We start from the raw sequence: 22,863 nt of genomic DNA, 5'->3' as shown, positions 1-22,863 counted from the left end.
CAGCCGGCGCCATGCCGGCCTGCCGCCCCGCCTCGATGACAGACAAACCCGCCCAAGGCCCGCGCGGTCTCGACAAGGACGCGATCGTCGCCGCCGCGCTCGCGCTGCTCGAAGACGTCGGCGAAACCGCGTTCAGCGTGCGCAAGCTCGCGCAAACGGTCGGCTGCGACCCGATGAGCGTGCTGTATCACTTCAAGTCGAAGGAGGGCTTGAGCCGCGCGATCGCGAATGCGCTGTCGCGCTCGCTCGTGCCGGTCGATCCGTCGCAGCCGTGGCGCGAACGGCTGCGCGACCTCGCGCGCCAGTACCGCGCGCTCGCGCTGCGCTACCCGGCCGCGTTCGCGTTGCTGCAGCGGCACATGAGCACGGGGCCGGCCGATCTCGCGCACATCGAGGCCGTGCATCGCGCGCTGACCGACGCCGGCATCCCGCGCGCGGCGCTGCCGTCGGTATGCGTCGGCTGGTACGCGAGCGTGATCGGACTCGCCGCCGCCGAAGCGGGCGGCCTCACGCGCGCCGCGAACGATGTCGAGCTCGCGGAGATGCACGCGCTGTCCGACGCCGGGCATCCGCTCGTCAAATCGGCCGCCCCGCTCTATGCGCGGCTCGATCCGGCCGTCGTGCACGACACGATGCTCGACGTGCTGCTCGACGGCATCGCGCAACGCGCGCGGACGGCCTGACCCGCGTACGCCCCGCCAACGAAAAAGGCGCCCGAAGGCGCCTTTTCCATGACGATGACCGCGAACGCGCTCAGTGCGAGTGCGCGAGGCCGATCTTCAGCATGACCTGATCGACGATCTGCTCGGGCGTCAGCTCGATGCTGACCTCGATCGCTTCGTCCGGGCCCGGCTCCTCGAGCGTGTCGAGCTGGCTTTTCAGCAGCGACGGATCGAAGAAATGGCCGGTGCGGCTCTTCAGGCGCTCTTGCAACACCTCGAACGAGCCCTTCAGATACACGAACCGCACGTCGGTATCGGTGCCGCGCAGCACGTCGCGGTACGAACGCTTCAGCGACGAGCACGTGAACACGGCCGTCTCGCCCGCGCGCTGCTTTTCCTCGATGGCCGCGCGGATCGTGCGCAGCCACGGCCAGCGGTCTTCATCGGTCAGCGGAATGCCGTGGTGCATCTTTTCCTTGTTCGCCGCGCTGTGAAACGCGTCGCCGTCGGTATAGCTGCACGACAGGCGTTCCGCCAGCATTTCGCCGATCAGCGACTTGCCGGCGCCCGACACGCCCATTGCGATCAGAATCATTGACTACCCCTTGTTACAGAACCATGCTCAGCAGCAACGTGAAACTGAGACCCAGCACCGAGATGATGGTTTCAAGCAGCGACCAGGTCTTGAACGTCTGACCGACCGTCATCCCGAAGTATTCCTTGATCAGCCAGAAACCGCCGTCGTTCACGTGCGAGAAGATCAGCGAGCCCGAGCCCGTCGCGAGCACCAGCAGCTCCGGGCTGACCGTCGTGCCGGCCGCCGCCGCGATCGGCGCGACGATGCCGCAGGCCGTCGTCATCGCGACCGTCGCCGAACCCGTCGCGAGACGCATCAGCGCCGCGACGAACCAGCCGAGCAGCAGCGGCGACAGGTGCGCGTGCTTCGCGGTCTCGACGATCTGCTGCGAGATGCCGCTGTCGCGCAGGACGCCGCCGAAGCCGCCGCCCGCGCCGACGATCAGCGTGATGCCGGCGATCGGCGCCAGGCACTCGCCGCAGAACTTCTGGATCTGGTCGCGGTTGAAGCCCTGCAGCTTGCCGAACGTGAAGAAGCTCACGAGCACGGCGATCAGCAGCGCGACGTCCGAGTTGCCGGCAAAGCGCAGCAGGTTGTTCGGCAGCGACTTCGGCGCGAACACCAGGTCGGCCCAGCTGCCGATGAGCATCAGCACGACGGGCAGCAGGATCGTGAACAGCGTGATGCCGAAGCTCGGCAGTTCGCGCTTGCGGCCCTCCGCGTTCGAATCGACGAATTGCGATGCGAGCGGGTTGTTTTCCGGCAGCTTCACGAACTTCGAGATCGTCAGCGCGAACAGCGGGCCCGCGATGATCGCGGTCGGCACGCCGACGATCAGGCCGAATGCGATCGTCTTGCCGATATCGGCGCCGTATTGCTGGACGGCCAGCAGCGCGGCCGGGTGCGGCGGGATCAGCCCGTGCACGACCGAGAGGCCGGCCACCATCGGCAGGCCGACGACGAGCAGCGACTTGCCGGTGCGCTTCGCGACGTTGAACGCGATCGGGATCAGCAGCACGAAGCCGACTTCGAAGAACACCGGCAGGCCGACGATGATCGCGACGAACATCATCGCCCAGTGGATGTTCTTTTCACCGAACCAGTCGATCAGCGTGGTCGCGATCCGTTCGGCGCCGCCCGATTCGGCCATCATCTTGCCGAGCATCGTGCCGAGGCCGACGACGATCGCAATGTGGCCGAGCGTGCCGCCGGTACCCGTTTCGAACGACTTGACGATCTTGTCCATCGGCATGCCGACGACGAGACCGAGGCCGAGCGAAACGATGATCAGCACCAGGAACGGGTAGATCTTGTAGCGCGCGATCATCAGGATCAGCGCGGCAATCGCGATCAGCGTGAATACGAGCAGCATGCTGCCTTGTACGGCCCCCATGTGGCACTCCTCCTAGAATTGTTCGAAACCGGGCGAGTCGTTGCGAGTATGCCCGGCTATGCAGGTCTCCGAAACACGGGGGTACCCCCCGTCAGGACGCTGAATTTTACTTATCTTTGCGATCCGCGGATAGAACCGGTTCCATCAGCAAAAACCCTCGGTAAAACAAGCACTAAGCGCCTGTATCCCGAGGGCCAATTCGTCATTTCGTACAAGTTTTAGCGGGGCAGCTGGCTCGCCGCTTGCGCGAGGCGCGTGACTTCGGCCCAATCCTGCGCGGCGAGTGCGGCCTTCGGCGTGAGCCACGAGCCGCCGACGCACACGACGTTCGGCAGTTTCAGGAAGTTCGGCGCGGTGTCGACCGTGATGCCGCCGGTCGGGCAGAACTTCAGCGCCGGGAACGGACCGTGGAACGCCTGCAGCATCGGCACGCCGCCCGCCTGCTGCGCGGGGAAGAACTTCACGATGTCGTAGCCGAATTCGAGCGCCTGGATGATGTCGCTCGGCGTCATCACGCCCGGCAGCAGCGGCAGGCCGGCGTCGAGCGACGCGAGATGCAGCTCCTTCGTCAGGCCCGGCGATACGCCGAATTTCGCGCCCGCGCGCTTGGCCTGCGCGCAGTGCTCGGGCTTCGTGATCGTGCCGACGCCGACGACGATGTCGTCCGCGAGCTGGCTCGCGCGCTGGATCGCCTCCAGGCCCGCCGGCGTGCGCAGCGTGATCTCGAGCACCTTCACGCCGCCCGCGTGCAATGCCCGCGACACGTTTTCGCCCTGCTCGACCGAGTCGAATGCGAGCACCGGGATGACCGGGCCCAGCTTCACGATTTCAGCAATCGTCTTCATTGAATTGGCTCCTTGAAATTCATGCGGCGACGCTGACGGCCGTTTCGCCGACCAGCGTCCCGAAAACCGATGCGCCCTGCTCGGCCGGCGCCGCGGCCGCGCGGAACACGCCGAACAGTTCGCGCCCGAAACCGACTTCGTTCTCGGCCTGGTGCCGCGGCTGCGCGACCGGGCGCGCGTGCCATTCGGCGTCGTCGACCTCGATGTCGAGCACGCCGGCTTCCGCGTCGATCACGAGCGTGTCGCCCGTCTTCACCTTGCCGATCGGGCCGGCCAGCAGCGCTTCCGGCGACACGTGGATCACGGCCGGCACCTTGCCCGACGCGCCCGACATGCGGCCGTCGGTCACCAGCGCGACGTGGAAGCCCTGATCCTGCAGCACGCCGAGCAGCGGCGTCAAACGGTGCAGCTCGGGCATGCCGTTGGCGCGCGCGCCCTGGAAGCGCACCACCGCGACGAAATCGCGCTTCAGTTCGCCGCGATCGAACGCTTCCTGCACGGCTTCCTGCGAGTCGAACACGATCGCGGGCGCCGTCACCTTGCGGTGCTCCGGCGCGACCGCCGAGATCTTGATCACGCCGCGGCCGAGCCGGCCCTGCATCAGGCGCAGGCCGCCGTCCGGCTGGAACGGCTCGCGAATGCCGCGCAGCACCTTCGTGTCGTGGCTCTCGGCCGCGCCGTCGACCCATGTCAGCTTGCCGTCGATCAGCTTGGGCTCCTTCGTGTAGTGCGAAAGGCCCTTGCCCGCGACCGTCGTCACGTCCTCGTGCAGCAGCCCGCCTTCGAGCAGGTTGCGTACCAGGAACGCGACACCGCCCGCCGCATGGAAATGGTTCACGTCGGCCTTGCCGTTCGGGTAGATCTTCGCGAGCAGCGGCACGACGGCCGACAGCTCGTCGAAGTCGTTCCAGTCGATCAGGATGCCGGCCGCGCGCGCGATCGCGACGAGGTGCAGCGTGTGGTTGGTCGAGCCGCCCGTCGCGAGCAGCGCGACGATCCCGTTGACGATCGCCTTTTCGTCGATCACATGACCGATCGGCGTGTAGTGGCCGCGCTCGACCGTCAGATCGAGCACGCGGCGCGCGGCCTCGGCCGTCAGCGCGGTGCGCAGCGGCGTATGCGGGTGAACGAATGCCGAGCCCGGCAGGTGCAGCCCCATCAGCTCCATCAGCATCTGGTTGCTGTTCGCGGTGCCGTAGAACGTGCAGGTGCCATGGCCGTGATACGCGGCCGATTCGGCTTCGAGCAGCGCGTCGCGGCCGACCTGGCCGGTCGCGAACTGCTGGCGGATCTTCGCCTTGTCGTCGTTCGACAGGCCGCTCGTCATCGGGCCGGCCGGCACGAAGATCGTCGGCAGGTGGCCGAACTGCAGCGCGCCGATCAGCAGGCCCGGCACGATCTTGTCGCAAATGCCGAGGCAGAGCGCCGCATCGAACATGTTGTGCGTGAGCGCGATCGCCGTGCCCATCGCGATCGCCTCGCGCGAGAACAGCGACAGCTCCATGCCCGGGTTGCCCTGCGTGACGCCGTCGCACATCGCCGGCACGCCGCCCGCGAACTGCGCGACTCCGCCGTTTTCGCGCGCGGCCGCCTTGATGATCTCGGGGAAATCCTTGTACGGCGCATGCGCGGACAGCATCTCGTTGTACGAGGACACGATGCCGATGTTCGGCTCGCGGATCGCCTTGATCGCGAACTTGTCGTTGCCCTCGAGGCCCGCGAAGCCGTGCGCGAGGTTCGCGCACGACAGCGCGCCGCGCGCCGGGAACTTGCCTTGCGCGCCGTCGATGCGCTGCAGATAGGCGGAACGGGTCGATTGGCTGCGGGCGATCACGCGTTCGGTGACCTTCGCCAGAGTGGGGTGCAGCGACGTCATGCTGGGCGCTCCTGTATGCCGGCCGACACCGGCGGTTGGAATCGTGGGGACGGTCGAGCTTCGTCGATCGAACGAAAGCAGTCTAGTAGAAAAACTACAAGCATGCAATGCAGATCAGTTCGCTCGCAACCCTTATTCCCGCCACCAGCAAGGCTTTAATCAGTGAAAACCCTAATTCACCTCGCTCACCCCGCATCGGAATTATCACAATTGCGCTAGTATTTTCATGTAGATTTTCTACAATTCGATTGAGATACACTCGCTCATCCGAACCCGATTTCCACATGCCGTCCCATGCTGCCCCGCATTGAAGCGATCCGCGCCGAGCTGCGCCCGTCCGAGCGTAAGCTCGCCGACTACATTCTCGCCGCGCCGCGCGAGGTGCTCGACCTCGCGATGACCGAGCTGTCGACCCGTGCGGGCGTCAGCCAGCCGACGATCGCGCGCTTCTGCCAGGCGCTCGGCTGCAGCGGCTTTCGCGAATTCAAGATCCGGCTCGCGCAGAGCGTGGCGCCGGGCGTGTCGTCGGTGTACCGCGACGTCGAGCCCGACGAACCGGCGCCCGGCATCATCGGCAAGGTGTTCGACCGTACGATCGGCGCGCTGATCGAGGTGCGCAACAGCCTGTCCGCGGGCAGCGTCGCCGACGCGATCGCGCTGCTGTCGAACGCGTCGCGCATCGAGTTCTACGGTGCCGGCGGCTCGGGCATCGCCGCGCAGGACATCCAGCACAAGTTCTTCCGGCTCGGCGTGCCGAGCGTCGCGTATTCGGATCCGCACACGTTCTCGATGTCGTCGGCGCTGCTCGGGCCGCACGACGTCGTCGTCGCGATCTCGAATACGGGCCGCACGCGCGACATCGTCGACGCCGCGCGCTCCGCGCTCGCGTGCGGCGCGAAAGTCGTCGCGATCACGCAGAGCCATTCGCCGCTCGCGAAGCTCGCGACGGTCAGCCTCGCGTCGAACGTCGCCGAGGAAACGGACGTGTTCTCGCCGATGACGTCGCGGATGTCGCATCTCGCGATCGGCGACATTCTCGCGGTCGGCGTCGCGCTGTCGCGCGGGCCGGCGCTGATGGAACGGGTCGGCCGCGCGAAGGAAGCGATCACGCGGCGCCGGATCGACGACGGCACGAAGGATTGAACCGGCGCCGCGCGGAACCGCCCGTAAACGCACAACGGCACCCCGTGGGGTGCCGTTGTTCATCGACCGCCGGCCGTGCTTGCCGCGCCGCTCAGAACGGCTTGATCACCACCAGCGCGACCGCCGCGAGCATGCCGAGCACCGGCAGTTCGTTGAATACGCGATACCACTTGTCGGTGCGGCGGTTCTCGCCGCGCTCGAACACCCGCAGCAGGTGCCCACAATACGCGTGGTAGATCACGAGCAGCAGCACGACCGTCACCTTCGCATGGATCCAGCCCTGCCCCTGCCCGATGCCGATCACGAGCCAGAGCCAGAGCCCGCAGGCCAGCGCGGGCACCGCGATCATCGTCATGAAGCGGAACAGCTTGCGCGCCATCAGCAGCAGGCGCCGCACCGCGGCCGGATCGGTCTCCATGGCCAGGTTCACGTAGATGCGCGGCAGGTAGAACAGCCCCGCGAACCACGCGGCGATCAGAACGATGTGGAACGTCTTGACCCAGAGCATTGCCATTGGTGTTGCGCCTCGCTGTTGACTTACTGACGGCCTTCGCCGTGCCCGAGCACCACGTACTTCAGCGACGTCAGCCCTTCCAGGCCGACCGGCCCGCGCGCGTGCAGCTTGTCGTTCGAGATGCCGATTTCCGCGCCGAGGCCGAATTCGAAACCGTCCGCGAAGCGCGTCGACGCGTTGACCATCACGCTCGCCGAATCGACTTCGCGCAGGAACCGCATCGCGCGGTCGTGATCCTCGGTGACGATCGCATCCGTGTGATGCGAGCCGTAATGGTTGATGTGCTCGATCGCGGCGTCGAGCCCGTCGACGACCTTGATCGCGAGCACCGGCGCGAGATACTCGGTGTGCCAGTCTGCTTCGGTCGCGTCGACGAGCGGGCCGACGCCCGCGTCGGCGAGCACCGCGCGCGCGGCCGCATCGACGCGCAGTTCGACCTGCTTGTCGCGATACAGCTTGCCGAGCGGCGGCAGCACCTTCGCGGCAATGCCGTTCGCGACGAGCAGCGTCTCCATCGTGTTGCAGGTGCCGTAGCGGTGCGTCTTCGCGTTGTCGCAGACGGTCAGCGCGCGGTCGAGATCGGCGCGATCGTCGACGTACACGTGGCAGATGCCGTCGAGGTGCTTGATCATCGGCACGCGCGCCTCGTCGATCAGCCGTTCGATCAGGCTCTTGCCGCCGCGCGGCACGATCACGTCGACGTATTCGGTCATCGTGATCAGCTTGCCGACCGCAGCACGATCGGCCGTCGCGACGACCTGCACCGCGTCCTGCGGCAGCCCGGCCGCTTCGAGCCCTTCGCCGATCAGCCTCGCGAGCGCCGTGTTCGATTCGAGCGCTTCGGAGCCGCCGCGCAGGATCGTCGCGTTGCCCGACTTCAGGCACAGCGCGGCCGCGTCGATCGTCACGTTCGGGCGCGACTCGTAGATGATGCCGATCACGCCGAGCGGCACGCGCATCTGGCCGACCTGGATCCCGCTCGGGCGGAACTTGAGGTTGCCGATCTCGCCGATCGGATCGGCCAGCGACGCGACCTGGCGCAGCCCTTCCACCATCGTTTTCAGCGCCTTGTCCGACAACGTCAGGCGGTCGACGAACGCCGCATCGAGCCCCTTTTCACGGGCGCGGGCGACGTCGCGCGCATTCGCGTCCTTCAGCGCCTGCGCGTCGCGTTCGATCGCGCGGGCCACGGCGTCGAGCGCCGCGTTCTTCGCGGCCGTGCTGGCGCGCGCCATCGCGCGGGAAGCGTGCCGGGCGCGGCGGCCCAGGTCGGTCATGTACTGATCGATATCCATCGTGTGACTCGAGAAGCGAGCCGCGCGGAGCGGCATGAATTCGTGGGGAAGCGTGGATCGGCCATCCGGGGCCGGCCATCCGGGGAGCGGCCATCCGGCGCGACGATCCGCGGGACAGCCCTCCGTGCAGGGCAGCGGCCGATATGCCGCGCCAGCCGTCGAAGCATTGTAAGCGGGTTGCGCAGCGCACGCTGAAGGCCCGAACGGGGCTTAGCGTCGCACGCGACCCGCGGTCGGCGGTCGCTCGCCGCGGGCGCCCGCGACCGTCATCGCGAGCTGGAACAACCCATCCCACGGGTCCGGCGGCGGTTCGTCCTGCGTGCGGCGGCCCGGCGCGACGGCCGTGAGCCCCTTGACCTGCCGGTCGAGCTTCGCGGCGAACGCGAGCGCCTTTTCGAGCACCGCTTCCGACACGCGGTTCAGCGCGGGCGCGATCAACCGCTCGCGTGGCCCCCACACGCGGTTCTCGCGCAGCAGCGTCGCGAGCGGCTTGCCCGCCGTCGTGCCGCGCTTGATCCGCAGCAGCGTGCGCAGCTCCTCGACGACGGCCCACATCACGAGCACGATCGCCTCGCCCTCGCCCTTCAGCCCGTCGATCATCCGCGCGAGCCGCGCGGCGTCGCCGGCGAGCATCGCTTCGTTCAGCTTGAACACGTCGTAGCGCGCGACGTTCAGCACCGCGTCGTGCACCTGCTCGAACGACAGCGCGCCTTGCGGATACAGCAGCCCGAGCTTCTGGATTTCCTGGTGCGCGGCGAGCAGGTTGCCCTCGACGCGCTCCGCGATGAATTGCAGCGCGCGACGCCCGTCATCGCCCGGCGCGGCACGCTGGCCCTGCATCGCGAGTCGCTGGCCGATCCAGTTCGGCAGTTGCGCACGGTCGACCGGATCGATCTTCAGCGCGACACCGCCGTTCTGCAGCGCGGTAAACCATGCGGATTTCTGCGTGGCCGCGTCGAGGCGCGGCAACGTGACGAGCAGCAGCGCGTCCGGATTGGGCGTGGCCGCGAGCGTCTTCAGCGCATCGGCGCCTTCCTTGCCGGGCTTGCCCGACGGAATGCGCAGCTCGATCAGCTGGCGCTCGCCGAACAGCGACATCGCCTGGGTCGCGCCGAGCAGCACGCTCCAGTCGAAGCCGCGCTCGACCGTATGCACCGAACGCTCGGTAAAGCCGGCCGCGCGCGCGGCCGCACGGATGCGGTCGCACGCTTCCTGCGCGAGCAGCGGCTCGTCGCCGTAGACGGTGTAGAGCCCGGCCAACCCCTTCGCGAGGTGCGGCTCCAGCGCATCAAGTCGCAATTGCATCGCTGCGTTCGCCCGCGATCAGAGCGGCGGCGGCGGCAGCGGCGCACGCGGCGCCACGCCCGGCACCACGTCCTCCGGCGCCGGCGTCAGCGAGTGGACGATCGCGAGACGCCGCATCAACTGGTCGACCGCGTCGTTCTGCATGTCGCCGTACAGGATGTCGGCTTCCTGCGCCTTCGCGTTCGTGTACTGGTCGCTGTACGTCATCGCGCGATTCAGCGCGATCGCGCTCGGCGGGATCAGCACGGTGCCGTCCTTGCTCGTCAGCGTGTAGTTCAGCGTGTAGAACAGCGCGTATTCCTGCGCGGAGCCGTACTTGTTGAGTGTCAGCGTGTTCTGGCCACGCGACTCCCACATGCGCAGCACGGCGTCGGCGTCGTCCGCCGACTTGACGATCTTCGTGTCGCTGCCGGCCTGGACGAGGCGCGTGAGCCGCGCCTCGACGGGCGCCGGCGCACCGGCTACGAACAGGTGCTTGAACGCGTAGTCCTGCTGGCCGCGCAACTGGAAGCCGCATGCCGACAGCGCGACCGCGCTGCCGACGAGCATCAAAAACGATCTGCGGATCACCTTCGCTCCTTCTGGGTACGTCCGACGGCCGGCGGCCGTCAGACGACGATGTTCACGAGGCGGCCCGGCACGACGACGATCTTCTTCGCCGGCTTGCCGTCGCTGAATTTCGCGAATGCCTCGTCGGCCACCGCCGCCGCTTCGATCGCGTCGCGGCTCGCGTCCTTCGCGACCTTCAGCGCACCGCGCACCTTGCCGTTCACCTGCAGCACGAGCTCGATCTCGGCCTGCTCGAGCGCGGCCTCGTCGACCTTCGGCCACGGCGCATCGAGCAGCGGGCCGAATTCGTCCGCGTAGCCGAGTACCTTCCACAGCTCGAACGTGACGTGCGGCACGACCGGGTACAGCACGCGCAGCAGTACGCCATACGTCTCGCGCAGCACGGCGGGCGTCGCGCCCTTCGCGCCGTCGATCGCGTTCAGCATCTTCATCGCGGCCGACACGACCGTGTTGTACTGCAGGCGCTGGTAGTCGAAATCGGCCTGCTTCAGCACGCTGTAGATCTCGCGGCGCAGCGCCTTGTCGGCGTCGCCGAGCGCGGCGGCGTCGAAGCCCGCGCGCGCGGCGAGCGCTTCGCGGTTGCCGTGGCCGAAGCTCCACACGCGGCGCAGGAAGCGGCTCGCGCCCTCGACGCCCGCGCCCGACCACTCGAGCTGCTGCTCGGGCGGCGCCGCGAACATCGTGAACAGACGCGCGGTATCGGCGCCGTACTGGTCGATCAGCAGTTGCGGATCGACGCCGTTGTTCTTCGACTTCGACATCTTCTCGATGCCGCCGAGCACGACCGGCTGGCCGTCCGCATTCAGCGTCGCGCCGACCGGGCGGCCCTTGTCGTCGTGCGTGACCGTCACGTCGAGCGGGTTGTACCAGGTCTTCTTGCCCGCCGCGTCCTCGCGGTAGTACGTCTCGTTCAGCACCATCCCCTGCGTGAGCAGGTTCTTCGCCGGCTCGCCGAATTTCACGAGGCCGAGGTCGCGCATCACCTTGGTCCAGAAGCGCGAATACAGCAGGTGCAGGATCGCGTGCTCGATGCCGCCGATGTACTGATCCATCGGCATCCAGTAATCGGTGCGCGCGTCGACCATCGTCTCGGCGTCCGGCGCCGTGTAGCGCGAGAAGTACCACGACGAATCGACGAAGGTGTCCATCGTGTCGGTTTCGCGCTTCGCCGCCGCGCCACATTTCGGGCACGTGCAGTTCAGGAACGCCTCGGACTTCGCGAGCGGGTTGCCCGAGCCGTCCGGCACGAGGTCTTCCGGCAGCACGACGGGCAGATCCTGCTCGGGCACCGGCACGTCGCCGCACGACGGGCAGTGGATGATCGGGATCGGCGTGCCCCAGTAGCGCTGGCGCGACACGCCCCAGTCGCGCAGGCGCCACGTGACCTGCTTGTCGCCGAAGCCGCCGGCCTTCAAGTCGGCGGCGACCGCGTCGACCGCTTCCGTGTAGCGCAGGCCGTCGTACTTGCCGCTGTTCACGCAGACCGCGGTTTCCTTGTCGCCGTACCACTCCTGCCATGCGTCGAGCGAGTACGTCTGCCCTTCGCTCGCGATCACCTGCTTGATCGGCAGCGCGTATTTCTTCGCGAACGCGAAATCGCGCTCGTCGTGGCCCGGCACGCCCATCACCGCGCCTTCGCCATAGCTCATCAGCACGTAGTTGCCGATCCACACCTCGACCGGCTCGCCGGTCAGCGGGTGCTTGACCGAGAAGCCGGTCGCGACGCCCTTCTTCTCCATCGTCGCGACGTCGGCCTCGGCGACGCCGCCGCGCTTGCACTCGTCGATGAACGCGAGCAGTTCCGGCTTGTCCTGCGCGAGGCGCGTGGCGAGCGGGTGCTCGGCCGCGATCGCGCAGAACGTGACGCCCATGATCGTGTCGGCGCGCGTCGTGAACACGCGCAGCAGCTTCTGCTCGCCGTCGAGTTCGTACGGGAAGCCGAAGTTCACGCCAAAGCTCTTGCCGATCCAGTTCTGCTGCATGATCTTCACGCGCTCGGGCCAGCCGAGGCCGTCGAGGTCGTTCAGCAGCTCATCCGCGTACTGTGTGATGCGCAGGTAGTACATCGGGATCTCGCGCTTCTCGACGAGCGCGCCCGAACGCCAGCCGCGGCCGTCGATCACCTGCTCGTTCGCGAGCACGGTCTGGTCGACCGGATCCCAGTTCACGGTGCCCGTCTTCTTGTACGCGATGCCCTTCTCGAGCATCTTCAGGAACAGCCACTGGTTCCACTTGTAGTAGTCGGGCTTGCACGTCGCGATCTCGCGCGACCAGTCGATCGCGAGGCCCATCGACTGCATCTGGCCCTTCATGTAGTCGATGTTGTCGTAGGTCCACTTCGCGGGCGGCACGCCGTTCGCCATCGCGGCGTTCTCGGCCGGCATCCCGAACGCATCCCAGCCCATCGGCATCAGCGTGTTGTAGCCGTTCATCCGCAGATAGCGGTACATCACGTCGTTGATCGTGTAGTTGCGCACGTGACCCATGTGCAGCTTGCCGGACGGGTACGGCAGCATCGATACGCAGTAGAACTTCGGCTTCTGCGAATCTTCCCTCGTCTTGTAGGCATCGGCTGCGCGCCAGTCGCCCTGGGCGGCGGCTTCGACGTCGGCGGGTACGTATCTCTCGTGCATGGTTTGGTTCGGGCTAGGCTTTAAGCGGCGCGACGGCGCGCGCAGGATTGGATCGAAATCGTGCGTGCCCGGCGCCGGAACGGGCTGAGCGGTTCCAGGCCGGGAAAAACGTCGATTATACCGCCCGTGCGGGCCCGCACGGCCGCTCTCTCGGGCCGGAGGGCCCGCAACGACGACGAATCAGGGTTTCGCGCCGGCAGCGGCCGGCGCGGCGACGGCCGCCGGCACGTCGGTCACGAAACCGATCCGCGTGAGGCCCGCGGCCTGCGCGGCGCCCATCACCTGCGCGATCACGTCGTAGCGCGTCGCGCGCGACGCGCGCAGCCGCAGCTCGGGCGGCGCGGCGCCCGCGGCAGCGGCCCGGAAGCGCGCGGGCAGCGCGTCGAGCGCCACGGGCGCGTCGTCCCAGTAGAGCTTGCCCGCGTCGTCGATCGACAGGGTGACGGATTGCGGCGTGTCGCGCGCGACGCTGGCCGCGACCTTCGGCAGGTCGAGCCGGATCGCGTGCGTCATCAGCGGCGCGGTGATGATGAAGATGACGAGCAGCACGAGCATCACGTCGATCAGCGGCGTCATGTTGATCTCCGCCATCGGCGCGGACGTCTTGTGGTGCTCGAGCCCGCCGAATGCCATGGTCGTTCCTCCGGAGCCGGCGCGTCAGGCGCCCTGTCCCTGTGCGCACACGAATACGTGCAGATCGCGCGCGAAGCCGTCGAGTTCCTCGCTGAGCTGCCGGACGAGCCGGCCGAGGATGTTGTACGCGAGCACCGCGGGAATCGCGACGACCAGCCCGAACGCGGTCATGATCAGCGCCTCGCCGACCGGCCCCGCGACGTTCTCGATCTGCGCCTGCCCGCTCGCGGCGATGCTGCCGAGCGCGTGATAGATGCCCCATACGGTGCCGAGCAGCCCGACGAACGGCGCGGTGCTGCCGATCGACGCGAGCAGCACCTGGCCGAATTCGAGGCGCCGCTGCGAGCGCAGCATCGCATGACGCAGCGCGCGCAACACGCGTTCGCCGCGCTCGACGCGCGCGGCCAGCGCGGCCGGGTCGTGGTCGTCGGCCGCGTCGCGCGCGGCTTCGGCGAGCGGCACGAACACGCGCTCGCGATCGGCGCCGGCGAGCGCGGCGATACCCGCGTCGAGCGACGGCGCGCGCCAGAACGCGGCGAGCGCAAGCGGCCCCTGCCGCTTCGCGCGGACCAGCAGCCAGGCTTTCATGAAGAGGAAGCACCAGCTGGCGACGGACATCGCCAGCAGCACGTAGGAGACGGCGTGCGTGATCGCATCGCCGCTTTCGAGGTAGTGGACAACGCCGGTGGGAATCGCCATCGGAGTTTCCTCGCAGGGTCAGCGCAGGCCGAGCACGTCCTGCATGTCGAACAGGCCGGCGCCGCGCGCCGACAGGAAGCGCACCGCGCGCAACGCGCCCTGCGCATACGACACGCGGCTCGACGACTTGTGCGTGATCTCGATGCGCTCGCCGATCCCGGCGAACAGCACGGTGTGGTCGCCGACGATGTCGCCGCCGCGCACCGCGGCAAAGCCGATCGACGACGGATCGCGCTCGCCCGTCACGCCGTGGCGGCCGTACACCGCGCAATCGTCGAGCGAGCGGCCGAGCGCGCCGGCGACGGCTTCGCCCATCATCAGCGCGGTGCCCGACGGCGCGTCGACCTTGTGGCGGTGATGCGCCTCGATGATCTCGATGTCGTAGCCGTGCGAGAAATGCTTCGCCGCGAATTCGAGCAGCTTCAGCGTGACGTTCACGCCGACGCTCATGTTCGCCGCGAACACGATGCCGACCCTGGCCGCAGCGGCCTGCAGCTCGGCCTTCTGCTCGGCGGTGAAGCCGGTCGTGCCGATCACGAGCTTCACGTCGTGGCGCAGCGCGGCCTCGATGTGGGCCATCGTGCCTTCCGGACGCGTGAAATCGATCAGGTAGTCGGCCTGCGCGAACACGGCGTCGAGGTCGTCGGTCAGCTTGATCCCGGTGTCCTTGCCGAGGAACGCACCGGCGTCCTGGCCGAGGAACGGCGAACCGGCGCGGTCGAGCGCGCCGACGAGCTGCGCGTCGGCATCGTTGAGAACGGCTTCGATCAGCATCCGGCCCATTCGGCCCGATGCGCCGGCAATCGCAATCTTCATGGCTTTCTACACGACAGGTCTAAAGGCGGGCGGCGCATGCCGCCCCGTTTCCGCATGCCGGCCGCTTACTGGGCCGGTGCGGTGAGCGGCTGGTTCTGCAGGTTGTCCGAGCCTTGCGGGCCGACCGGCGGCGCAGCCTCGTTCGACACGTTCGGCTGCGGCGGACGATGGAACTGGAACTGCGGCTGGATCGCCGGCGCGGCGCCCGGCGGCTGCCCGCCCGGCACCGGCGCGCCGCCCGAGGCCTGCGCGGACGGCGTGAACCGGCGCGACGCCGAACCCTGCCCCGACACCTGGTTGGTCGCGCGGTTCGCCGCGCGTGCCGCCTGGGCGTTCGCATCCGCATCCTGCTCGACCACCGCGCCGGACGCCGGCACCGCGGCCGGACTCGCGGCAGCGGCGGCCTGCGCGGCGCTCGCGGCGGCGGCTTCGGACGCCTTCTTCGCCGCGGCGGCGGCCTTCGCCTTCTTGCCGCCGCGGTCGCCGTCGATGTCGGCCAGCAGGTCGAGCTCGGACGGCAGGTTGTCGGCGCCGCTCCAGCTCGCTACGCGATCGCCCGCGAAGATCACCACGAGGTCACGCTGCTGGACGATCGACGTCGAGCCGCGCTTGAAATAGAACAGGTAATCCCAGCGATCCGCGTGGAACATGTCCGCCAGCAGCGGTGTGCCGAGCAGCGCGCGGACCTGCTCGCGCGTCATGCCGACCTGCAACTGTGCGGCTTTCTCCTGCGACACGAAGTTGCCTTGCACGACGGTGATCCGATACGGCGTGATGCTCTGCGCAATGCGCTGCGTCACGCTGTCGTACGACGAACAACCCGCCAGCGCGACAACGGCGGCGGCAGCGATGATGGCACTCCGCATGCGACTCCTCTGAAAGTGCGAAAGCGATTCTGGGATCATTTCCTTCACCGTGCTGGCCCGCGTGCAGGCCGCGCGTATATCTGGAACGGCGAAAAGCCGGTAACATTGAAGCCCTGCATTGTACTCTAGGGATGCCTAGCCATGACCAATCCGACGGATCTCAAGAATATCGGGCTAAAGGCCACCCTACCGCGCCTCAAGATTCTCGAGATCTTCCAGCAGAGCCCCGTGCGTCACCTGACGGCCGAAGACGTCTACCGCAACCTGCTCAACGAGCAGCTCGACATCGGGCTCGCCACCGTCTACCGCGTGCTCACGCAGTTCGAGCAGGCCGGCCTGCTCACGCGCAGCAACTTCGAATCCGGCAAGGCGGTGTTCGAGCTGAACGAAGGTTCGCACCACGACCACCTCGTGTGCCTCGATTGCGGCCGCGTCGAGGAATTCTTCGACGCCGAGATCGAAGGCCGCCAGCAGGCGATCGCGAAGGAGCGCGGCTTCCGGCTCCAGGAGCATTCGCTCGCGATGTACGGCTCGTGCACGACCGAGAATTGCCCGCACCGCAAGCACTGAATCGCGCCTCCCGCGCACGCAGCACGGCCCGGCCGGCATCTCGCCGCCCGGGCCGTCTGCTTTTTCGGCGCGCCTGCCGCGCGCCCGGAATGCTTACGAAAGCCCTTCGGCACCCGCGCAGGCCGGCTCGAAATCGAGCGCCCACGCGCGTTCCAGCGGGATCTCGTCGCAGTTCGGCTGCGGGCCGCCGCGATCGACGATCACGAAATCGCTGACCGCGTCGAGCGCGAGCAGCGGATGGTGCCAGACTCCCTTCGCATAATTGACGCCCTGCCAGCCTTCGGCCAGGAACGCGCGCATCGCGTCGGGCCGGAATTCGCCGGCCGGCGCGACGACGATCGCGTAGCGCGACACCGCCGCGAGCGGGATGAACGCCTGGCTGCCGTGCGGATGACGCTCCATCAGCGTGATCGCGACCGGCAGCGCACGCGGCTGCGCGCGAAACACGCTGACGAGCGGCCGGCCGCCGTCCGCGCAGACGTCGATCGTCGCGAGATCGTGAAAGCGCTCGGTCGTGCCGCCGTTGATCGGGAAATGCCGCGCGCCTTCGAGCTCGATCACGTCGCCGAACGGCGCGAACGCTTCGCGGGTCAGGCGCTCGACGCGCAGGATGGGAGTTCCGCTCATGCCGTTGCCCTCCGTCAAGCCGGCTCGCCCCACAGACGCAGGCGCGACACGCCGCCGTCCGGGAAGATGTTGAACCGCACGTGCGTGACGGGGCCGAGCGCCGCGAGCGAGTCGAACGTGTGCACGTGGTCCATCTGCAGCTTCTGCTCGCCGAGCAGTTCGGCCCAGAACATCGCCTGCGTGACGAGCGAATCGTCGGTGCCGCCCGTCACGTGCGCGGCCTGCAGCGAGCAGCGATCGGGGAAATTGCCCTTGAAGAACGCTGTATCGACCTCGACGCGCCGGATGATGCCCGGCCGCGCGAGCGCGACGATCGCCCAGTCGTTGCCGGGTTCGCGGCGGCGCCGCGTTTCCCAGCCGTCACCCATGTTCGCGCCGCGCCCCGGCATCAGCATCTGCGAGGCCGGGCCGAAGTGCTGGTTGTTCGCGGCCACCAGGTAGCCGCCGTTCTCGATCGCCGCGAGATCGACGAGTTCGCCGGCCGGCACGTGGCGCCAGTCGCGCTGCGGCTGGCCGTACACGCGCAGCCGCGCGAGCCCGCCGTCCGGATACAGGTTCACGCGCAGGTGCGTGACCGGCCGCGCATCGTCGACGCTCACGTAGTGATGCGAATTGCCCTGCAGCGTCGTCGCGGGAACGATCGTGCGCCATGCGGCGTCGTCGGGCGGCGTGTCGCCGTCCACCGCGCAGGCCTCGATCGACGCGGCCGGCGGAAAGTTGCCGGTGAAGTGGCTCGTATCGAGATCGACGCCGTGGATCACGCCCGGCCGCGCGAGCCGGACCACGCAGAAGTCGTGGCCGGTCGTGCGCTTGCGGCGGGTTTCCCAGCCGTCCATCCACTTGCCGTGGTCGTCGTACTTGCCGGGAACGAACACGGCCGGCTCGGGATCGAGCATGCGCTCCTTCGGCGCGAAGAATTCGTCGCTGGCGAAGAGCGCCTGCGCGCCCAGGCGCGGGTCGGCGAGGTTCATGTAGCGCCGCGTGAAAGCCGGCGCGTTCGGATCGAGGATGGGGGCTGCCATGTCGTCTCCACTTTTTTTGGCAAGCGCCGACGCGTCGGCGCGCCGGTCGCATGAAGTTCGCTCGCGCGGTGCGGCCGGGGAAGCCGCGCCGCGCGAGTGTCGTGTTCAGAGTGCGTGAGCCTGGTCGCCGGCGACCGGCGCGGCGCTGCCCGGCACATCGGCCACGTAGCGCAGCTCGCGGTTCAGCACGCGCTTCGCGCGGGCACGGTCGATGTCGTTCTCCCACACCGCGACCACCACCGTCGCGACGCAGTTGCCGATCAGGTTGGTCAGCGCGCGGGCGATGCCGACGAACCAGTCGACCGGCAGGATCAGCACGAGGCCGAGCACCGGAATCGCGGGAATCGCCGACAGCGTCGCCGCGAGAATCACGATCGCCGAGCCGGGGATGCCGTGCGCGCCTTTCGACGTGACGAGCGACACGAGCAGCACGACGATCAGGTCGTGCGTGGACAGCGGCGTGTTGGTGGCCTGCGCGATGAACAGCACCGCGAGCGTCAGGTAGATCGAGAAGCCGTCGAGGTTGAACGAATAGCCGGTCGGAATCACGAGGCCGACGGTCGAATCCTTGATGCCCATGTATTCGAGCTTGCTCATCACCTGCGGCAGCACCGCGTCCGACGACGCCGTGCCGAGCACGATCGACAGTTCCTCGCGCAGGTAGCGGATCAGCTTGAACACCGAGAAGCCCGCGAGCCGCATCACCGTGCCGAGCACGACCGTGACGAACACGAAGCAGCTCAGGTAGAACACCGCGACCAGGTAGCCGAGCTGCTTGAGCGACGCGACGCCGTACTTGCCGGTCGTGAACGCGATCGCGCCGAGCACGCCGAGCGGCGCGAGCTTGATGATGAAGCCGATGATCCGGAAGAACACGTGTGACAGTTCCTCGATCAGCGAATTGACGCGCTGCGCCTTGTCGCCGAGCAGCGACAGCGCGGAGCCGAACAGCACCGCGAACACGAGGATCTGCAGGATGTCGCCCTTCGCGAACGCGTCGATCGCGGTCTCGGGGATGATCTTCATCAGGTAGCCGGCCGTGTCCTTCAGGCTTTCGGCGTTCTTCGCGTACGTCGACAGCGACGCCGCGTCGAGCGAGCGCAGGTCGATGTTCATCCCGACGCCCGGGCGCGTGACCCATGCGAGGACGAGCCCGATACCGAGCGCAAGCGTCGTCATCACCTCGAAGTAGACGATGGCCTTCAGGCCGACCCGGCCGACCTTCTTCAGGTCGCCCGCATTGGCCATCCCGCTGACCACGACGCAGAACACGATCGGGCCGATGACCATCTTGATGAGCTTCAGGAAGCCGTCGCCGAGCGGACGGAGCGACTCGGCGAAGTGCGGGAAGAACGCGCCGAGCGCGACCCCCAGGATTAATGCGACGACTACCCGGCCAAACAGCGAATTGAGGAATTTCGACACGGCGCTCTCCCGATCCAACGGTTGCAGTTTCGTCTGTTCATACTGGTAAGACCAGTGATGTTATGGTGGATAGTAGGAAGCCGATATAGTGACGTCAAGGACGGACAAAATAGGGATTTCCCGCCCCTGCGCGTGCGCTGGCGGTGCCCCATGAGGGGGCGGTCGTGGCTTTCCCGTAGGCTGTCGTGCACCGGCTGCGTGCGGATTACAATGCCGGTCAGACCGGCCATCGTTCACATCATGAAAAATGTTCCGCATACCGTGACCGACACCGCCATCGCGACGATCCGCGACCGGATCGAGACGGGCGTGTACCCGGTCGGCAGCCTGCTGCCGGCCCAGCGCCAGCTCTCGGAGGAGCTGGAAATCAGCCGCGCGTCGCTGCGCGAGGCACTGTCGACGCTCGAGGCGCTCGGGATGCTGCGCATCCGCGCGGGCAAGGGCGTGTACGTCGAAAGCGCGCAGGCGTCGGCCGCGCACCCGTGGCAATTCGCCGAACAGTCGTCGCCGCCCGATACCTACCAGATGCGCTATGCGCTCGAAGGCTTCGCCGCGCAGATGGCCGCGCGCGTGGTCAGCGACGCCGACATCGCGTGGTTCGAGGACAACCTCGCCGACCTGCACGTCGCGCTGACGGAGAACGCGCTCGACGAAGCATCGCGGCTCGACTTCGACTTCCACATGCGGATCATCCATCTGGCCGGCAACGCGGCGATCGAGTCCATCCTGCGCAGCAGCGCGGACATCATGAAGGAAAGCCAGCGCATGCCGTTCTACCGGCGCGAACTGCTGCTGTCGACGTGGCACGAGCATCGTGCGATCGTCGACGCGCTGATCGCGCGCGACGCGGGCGCCGCCGGCACCGCGATCGAAACGCACATCGCGAACGCCGCGCAGCGCGCGGGCGTCTTCTTCCCGACGCCCGGCGCGTAACCCTCCCGCGCCGCCTGGCCCTGCGCCCGGCCTTACCGGTCACCGTTCCGACGGAGCGCGATACGCGAGCACGCGCTCGATGAATGCGCGCGCCGCGACGCTGCGGTACGCACCCTTGCGCGTGAGCAGCGCGGCCGTTCGCGTCGGCAGCGGCGGATCGATCTCCAGCGCGCACAGGTCGGCGCTCTCGCGCGCGACCGCGTCGGGCAGCACCGTCGCGAGCCGGCCGCGCCGCACGAGCTCCAGCACCGCGCTGACCGTATTCGTCTCGATCGCGATCAACGGCTGCGCGCCGTGCTCGACGAAATACCGGTCGATGCGCTCGCGCGTCGCGAACGCACGGCTCAGCAGCACCAGCGGCTCGCCGCCGAGCTCGGCCGGCGTCAGCGCGCGGCGGCGGCGCGCGAGGCGGTGCGTGCGGCCCGTCACCAGTGCAAGCGGCTCGTCCCACAGCGGCAGCGCGTCGATCTCCGGCGCGCGCGGCGGCATGAAGGCGAAACCGGCGTCGAGCTGGTCGTCGGCGAGCAGCGCCTCGATGCGCGCCTGCGGCATCGCGTCGATCGTCAGTGCGATGTTCGGATGGTCGGCATGGAATGCGTCGATCAGCGAGCCGCTCAGGTAGGCCGCGAAAGTCGGCATCATCGCGAGCCGCAGCGAGCCGCTGCCGAGATCGGCGACGTCGTGCAGCGCGCGCTGCCCGGTATCGAGCGCGTGCAGTGCGGCGCGCGCATGGCGCACATAGACCTCGCCGAATTCGGTGAGCTGCACCGTGCGGCCCGAACGGTCGAACAACTGCACGCCGAGCGTTTCCTCGAGCTGGCGCACCTGCTGCGACAGCGTCGGCTGCGACACGTGCAGCGCATCGGCCGCGCGCGTGAAACTGCGCTGTTCGGCGACGGCCAGGAAATAGCGGATGTGGCGGAGAAGCATCGCGGCCAACGTATTGGTTTTGCCAATAGAGACCATAACGATCCAGTCTTGGACGCTATGGGTCGATTCCCGCATCATACGCACATCCGCTTCCGTGCAGTGCCGCTGTCGCCGCACCGGAGCAGCACGCCCAGGGCCGCCCTGGCTCCGCCCGCCGCACGGCGGTCCGCCGCCCGCCCGATCCGGGCCCGGGCGCGAACCGCCCGGCACGCGTCGGCTCACCGCCGATCCGTCGACGCCGGCCCCGATTTCCGTCACCCCGCGCAACCGACGGCCCCGTGCCGCCGGTCGGCGCCGCTGTTTTTCGCGACCATGGAACCGCACCACGACAACCACCCTCCCCTTACCCGCGGCATGACGCTGCTGTTCGCCTGCGCGTGCGGCGTCGTCATCGGCAACATCTATTACGCGCAGCCGCTCCTCGCCGCGATCGCGCACAGCTTCGGGCGCGCGCCGACCGAGCTCGGCTATCTCGTCACGCTGACGCAGCTCGGCTATGCGGCCAGCCTGCTGCTGATCGTCCCGCTGGGCGACGCGGTCAATCGCCATACGCTGATCGTGCGGCTGCTGATGCTCAACGTCGTCGCACTGATCGCGGTCACGTTCAGCACGAACTTCACGATGTTCGTCGTCGCGAACGTCGCGGTCGGCTTCGTCACCTGTTCGACACAGCTGCTCGTGCCGTTCGCGGCGTCGCTCGCCGACGCGCGCTCGCGCGGCCGCGCGGTCGGCACCGTGATGAGCGGGCTCCTGCTCGGTATCCTGCTCGCGCGCGTCGCGGCCGGCGCGATCGCCGACTGGTTCGGCTGGCGCGCGGTGTACGGCATCGCCGCGGCGATGGTGCTCGCACTGACCGCCGTGCTCGCCGTGAAGCTGCCGAAGGATCGCCGCGACGCGCGCGTCGACTATGCGGCGCTGATGAAGTCGCTCGTCGCGCTGGTGCGCGCGCAGCCGCCGATCGCGCTGCGCTCGACCTACGGCGCGCTCGTGTTCGCGTGCTTCAGCCTGCTGTGGACGGGCCTCACGTTTTTGCTGAGCCAACCGCCGTACAGCTATTCGGAAGGGCAGATCGGCCTGTTCGGGATCGTCGGCGCGGTCGGCGCGCTCGCGGCGACGTCGGCCGGCCGGCTCGTCGATCGCGGCCACGGCAATGCGGCCACCGGCCTGTTCGCGGCGGCCGTGCTCGCGTCGTTCGCGCTGATCGCGACCGGCTCGCATTCGCTCGCGGCGTTGATCGCGGGCATCCTGCTGCTCGACGTCGGCGTGCAGGGCATGCACATCTCGAACCAGAGCGTGATCTATGCGCTCGCGGGCAACGCACGCAGCCGCGTGACGACGATCTACCTGACGAGTTATTTCATCGGCGGCGCGCTCGGGTCGTTCGCGGCGAGCGTCGCGTACGGCCTCGACGGCTGGCGCGGCGTGTGCGTCGCGGGTGCCGCGCTGGCGGGCGCGCTGATCGCGCTGTGGCTCGCATCGCAACGTGTCGGCACGCGGCGGGTCACGCAGTGATGCCGCGGGCCGGCAAT

At 68.1% G+C, this 22,863-nt stretch carries 22 protein-coding genes; 5 read left to right on the top strand and 17 right to left on the bottom strand.

Translation table 11 applies throughout. The features are described 5' to 3' along the window. Positions 1-35 precede the first annotated feature (35 nt). A complete protein-coding gene (locus CFB46_RS07170) occupies positions 36-683 on the top strand; it encodes a TetR/AcrR family transcriptional regulator (RefSeq protein ID WP_027783547.1) in 648 nt (215 codons plus the stop codon). A gap of 70 nt (positions 684-753) precedes the next feature. Here the strand turns inward: CFB46_RS07170 and CFB46_RS07165 are convergent, their stop codons facing one another. The 4 genes from CFB46_RS07165 to edd form a co-directional block, all read right to left on the bottom strand. After that, the gene (locus tag CFB46_RS07165) at positions 754-1,257 is read right to left on the bottom strand and encodes a gluconokinase (RefSeq protein WP_027783546.1); all 504 of its coding nucleotides are present in this window, start codon (positions 1,255-1,257) and stop codon (positions 754-756) included. A 13-nt stretch (positions 1,258-1,270) separates the two neighbouring features. After that, entirely contained in the window at positions 1,271-2,632 is a 1,362-nt protein-coding gene (locus tag CFB46_RS07160; protein WP_027783545.1) for a GntP family permease, read from the bottom strand. Positions 2,633-2,850: 218 nt separating this feature from the next. Next, positions 2,851-3,477, bottom strand: a complete 627-nt coding sequence (eda, locus tag CFB46_RS07150; RefSeq protein WP_011544577.1) for a bifunctional 4-hydroxy-2-oxoglutarate aldolase/2-dehydro-3-deoxy-phosphogluconate aldolase — start codon at positions 3,475-3,477, stop codon at positions 2,851-2,853. 19 nt (positions 3,478-3,496) lie between these two features. Next, positions 3,497-5,353: a phosphogluconate dehydratase gene (edd, locus tag CFB46_RS07145; RefSeq protein WP_089499623.1), complete on the bottom strand. Its 1,857-nt coding sequence runs from the start codon at positions 5,351-5,353 to the stop codon at positions 3,497-3,499. 294 nt (positions 5,354-5,647) lie between these two features. On the opposite strand from edd, the gene CFB46_RS07140 reads away from it, so the two are divergent. After that, complete coding sequence (locus CFB46_RS07140; RefSeq protein ID WP_027783542.1) at positions 5,648-6,496, top strand: MurR/RpiR family transcriptional regulator; 849 nt, start codon at positions 5,648-5,650, stop codon at positions 6,494-6,496. Positions 6,497-6,587: 91 nt separating this feature from the next. Here CFB46_RS07140 and CFB46_RS07135 read toward each other — a convergent pair whose 3' ends face one another. The 9 genes from CFB46_RS07135 to CFB46_RS07095 all read right to left on the bottom strand — a co-directional run bounded on the left by CFB46_RS07135 (position 6,588) and on the right by CFB46_RS07095 (position 15,827). After that, on the bottom strand, positions 6,588-7,010 hold the full coding sequence (locus CFB46_RS07135) for a CopD family protein (RefSeq protein ID WP_006760213.1): 423 nt from the start codon (positions 7,008-7,010) through the stop codon (positions 6,588-6,590). A 23-nt stretch (positions 7,011-7,033) separates the two neighbouring features. After that, positions 7,034-8,305, bottom strand: coding sequence for a glutamate-5-semialdehyde dehydrogenase (locus CFB46_RS07130; RefSeq protein WP_089499622.1), 1,272 nt, complete (start codon positions 8,303-8,305; stop codon positions 7,034-7,036). 210 nt (positions 8,306-8,515) lie between these two features. Then, on the bottom strand, positions 8,516-9,610 hold the full coding sequence (gene holA / locus CFB46_RS07125; protein ID WP_089499621.1) for a DNA polymerase III subunit delta: 1,095 nt from the start codon (positions 9,608-9,610) through the stop codon (positions 8,516-8,518). 18 nt (positions 9,611-9,628) lie between these two features. Then, entirely contained in the window at positions 9,629-10,180 is a 552-nt protein-coding gene (locus tag CFB46_RS07120) for an LPS-assembly lipoprotein LptE (protein ID WP_006483412.1), read from the bottom strand. Positions 10,181-10,218: 38 nt separating this feature from the next. Next, complete coding sequence (gene leuS, locus CFB46_RS07115; protein ID WP_089499620.1) at positions 10,219-12,813, bottom strand: leucine--tRNA ligase; 2,595 nt, start codon at positions 12,811-12,813, stop codon at positions 10,219-10,221. A gap of 180 nt (positions 12,814-12,993) precedes the next feature. Beyond that, the gene (locus CFB46_RS07110) at positions 12,994-13,446 is read right to left on the bottom strand and encodes an ExbD/TolR family protein (protein WP_027783537.1); all 453 of its coding nucleotides are present in this window, start codon (positions 13,444-13,446) and stop codon (positions 12,994-12,996) included. 24 nt (positions 13,447-13,470) lie between these two features. Next, positions 13,471-14,145: a MotA/TolQ/ExbB proton channel family protein gene (locus tag CFB46_RS07105; protein ID WP_027783536.1), complete on the bottom strand. Its 675-nt coding sequence runs from the start codon at positions 14,143-14,145 to the stop codon at positions 13,471-13,473. 18 nt (positions 14,146-14,163) lie between these two features. Next, the gene (gene dapB / locus CFB46_RS07100) at positions 14,164-14,961 is read right to left on the bottom strand and encodes a 4-hydroxy-tetrahydrodipicolinate reductase (RefSeq protein WP_089499619.1); all 798 of its coding nucleotides are present in this window, start codon (positions 14,959-14,961) and stop codon (positions 14,164-14,166) included. Between the two features lie 65 nt (positions 14,962-15,026). Further along, positions 15,027-15,827: an outer membrane protein assembly factor BamE gene (locus CFB46_RS07095; RefSeq protein ID WP_089499618.1), complete on the bottom strand. Its 801-nt coding sequence runs from the start codon at positions 15,825-15,827 to the stop codon at positions 15,027-15,029. A 141-nt stretch (positions 15,828-15,968) separates the two neighbouring features. On the opposite strand from CFB46_RS07095, the gene fur reads away from it, so the two are divergent. Continuing rightward, entirely contained in the window at positions 15,969-16,397 is a 429-nt protein-coding gene (fur, locus tag CFB46_RS07090) for a ferric iron uptake transcriptional regulator (protein WP_011350926.1), read from the top strand. Between the two features lie 93 nt (positions 16,398-16,490). On the opposite strand, the gene CFB46_RS07085 is transcribed toward fur, so the two are convergent. The 3 genes from CFB46_RS07085 to CFB46_RS07075 form a co-directional block, all read right to left on the bottom strand. Beyond that, the gene (locus CFB46_RS07085; protein WP_027783533.1) at positions 16,491-17,024 is read right to left on the bottom strand and encodes an ureidoglycolate lyase; all 534 of its coding nucleotides are present in this window, start codon (positions 17,022-17,024) and stop codon (positions 16,491-16,493) included. A gap of 14 nt (positions 17,025-17,038) precedes the next feature. Next, entirely contained in the window at positions 17,039-18,046 is a 1,008-nt protein-coding gene (gene alc, locus CFB46_RS07080; RefSeq protein WP_089499617.1) for an allantoicase, read from the bottom strand. Positions 18,047-18,151: 105 nt separating this feature from the next. After that, positions 18,152-19,471 (bottom strand): C4-dicarboxylate transporter DctA, encoded by a 1,320-nt coding sequence (locus tag CFB46_RS07075; protein WP_027783531.1) that lies wholly within the window; start codon positions 19,469-19,471, stop codon positions 18,152-18,154. 210 nt (positions 19,472-19,681) lie between these two features. On the opposite strand from CFB46_RS07075, the gene CFB46_RS07070 reads away from it, so the two are divergent. After that, complete coding sequence (locus CFB46_RS07070; RefSeq protein ID WP_027783530.1) at positions 19,682-20,404, top strand: FadR/GntR family transcriptional regulator; 723 nt, start codon at positions 19,682-19,684, stop codon at positions 20,402-20,404. Between the two features lie 39 nt (positions 20,405-20,443). On the opposite strand, the gene cynR is transcribed toward CFB46_RS07070, so the two are convergent. Then, complete coding sequence (gene cynR, locus CFB46_RS07065; RefSeq protein WP_089500365.1) at positions 20,444-21,334, bottom strand: transcriptional regulator CynR; 891 nt, start codon at positions 21,332-21,334, stop codon at positions 20,444-20,446. A 312-nt stretch (positions 21,335-21,646) separates the two neighbouring features. On the opposite strand from cynR, the gene CFB46_RS07060 reads away from it, so the two are divergent. After that, positions 21,647-22,846, top strand: a complete 1,200-nt coding sequence (locus CFB46_RS07060) for an MFS transporter (RefSeq protein WP_089499616.1) — start codon at positions 21,647-21,649, stop codon at positions 22,844-22,846. Positions 22,847-22,863: the final 17 nt, after the last annotated feature.

This window comes from Burkholderia sp. HI2761 (assembly GCF_002223355.1).
GTDB lineage: Bacteria > Pseudomonadota > Gammaproteobacteria > Burkholderiales > Burkholderiaceae > Burkholderia.
The sequence above is the reverse complement of the archived record's forward strand: the minus strand, read 5'-3'. Positions and strand labels throughout refer to the sequence as shown.

What these genes read in the sequence shown, in the direction of transcription:
- CFB46_RS07130 (WP_089499622.1), bottom strand. Translation starts at nt 8,305, where the DNA reads ATGGATATCGATCAGTACATGACCGACCTGGGCCGCCGCGCCCGGCAC.
- CFB46_RS07170 (WP_027783547.1), top strand. Translation starts at nt 36, where the DNA reads ATGACAGACAAACCCGCCCAAGGCCCGCGCGGTCTCGACAAGGACGCG.
- CFB46_RS07060 (WP_089499616.1), top strand. Translation starts at nt 21,647, where the DNA reads ATGGAACCGCACCACGACAACCACCCTCCCCTTACCCGCGGCATGACG.
- CFB46_RS07160 (WP_027783545.1), bottom strand. Translation starts at nt 2,632, where the DNA reads ATGGGGGCCGTACAAGGCAGCATGCTGCTCGTATTCACGCTGATCGCG.
- eda (WP_011544577.1), bottom strand. Translation starts at nt 3,477, where the DNA reads ATGAAGACGATTGCTGAAATCGTGAAGCTGGGCCCGGTCATCCCGGTG.
- dapB (WP_089499619.1), bottom strand. Translation starts at nt 14,961, where the DNA reads ATGAAGATTGCGATTGCCGGCGCATCGGGCCGAATGGGCCGGATGCTG.
- holA (WP_089499621.1), bottom strand. Translation starts at nt 9,610, where the DNA reads ATGCAATTGCGACTTGATGCGCTGGAGCCGCACCTCGCGAAGGGGTTG.
- CFB46_RS07140 (WP_027783542.1), top strand. Translation starts at nt 5,648, where the DNA reads ATGCTGCCCCGCATTGAAGCGATCCGCGCCGAGCTGCGCCCGTCCGAG.
- alc (WP_089499617.1), bottom strand. Translation starts at nt 18,046, where the DNA reads ATGGCAGCCCCCATCCTCGATCCGAACGCGCCGGCTTTCACGCGGCGC.
- CFB46_RS07105 (WP_027783536.1), bottom strand. Translation starts at nt 14,145, where the DNA reads ATGGCGATTCCCACCGGCGTTGTCCACTACCTCGAAAGCGGCGATGCG.
- CFB46_RS07135 (WP_006760213.1), bottom strand. Translation starts at nt 7,010, where the DNA reads ATGGCAATGCTCTGGGTCAAGACGTTCCACATCGTTCTGATCGCCGCG.
- CFB46_RS07165 (WP_027783546.1), bottom strand. Translation starts at nt 1,257, where the DNA reads ATGATTCTGATCGCAATGGGCGTGTCGGGCGCCGGCAAGTCGCTGATC.
- CFB46_RS07070 (WP_027783530.1), top strand. Translation starts at nt 19,682, where the DNA reads ATGCCGGTCAGACCGGCCATCGTTCACATCATGAAAAATGTTCCGCAT.
- leuS (WP_089499620.1), bottom strand. Translation starts at nt 12,813, where the DNA reads ATGCACGAGAGATACGTACCCGCCGACGTCGAAGCCGCCGCCCAGGGC.
- CFB46_RS07110 (WP_027783537.1), bottom strand. Translation starts at nt 13,446, where the DNA reads ATGGCATTCGGCGGGCTCGAGCACCACAAGACGTCCGCGCCGATGGCG.
- edd (WP_089499623.1), bottom strand. Translation starts at nt 5,353, where the DNA reads ATGACGTCGCTGCACCCCACTCTGGCGAAGGTCACCGAACGCGTGATC.
- CFB46_RS07095 (WP_089499618.1), bottom strand. Translation starts at nt 15,827, where the DNA reads ATGCGGAGTGCCATCATCGCTGCCGCCGCCGTTGTCGCGCTGGCGGGT.
- CFB46_RS07085 (WP_027783533.1), bottom strand. Translation starts at nt 17,024, where the DNA reads ATGAGCGGAACTCCCATCCTGCGCGTCGAGCGCCTGACCCGCGAAGCG.
- fur (WP_011350926.1), top strand. Translation starts at nt 15,969, where the DNA reads ATGACCAATCCGACGGATCTCAAGAATATCGGGCTAAAGGCCACCCTA.
- cynR (WP_089500365.1), bottom strand. Translation starts at nt 21,334, where the DNA reads ATGCTTCTCCGCCACATCCGCTATTTCCTGGCCGTCGCCGAACAGCGC.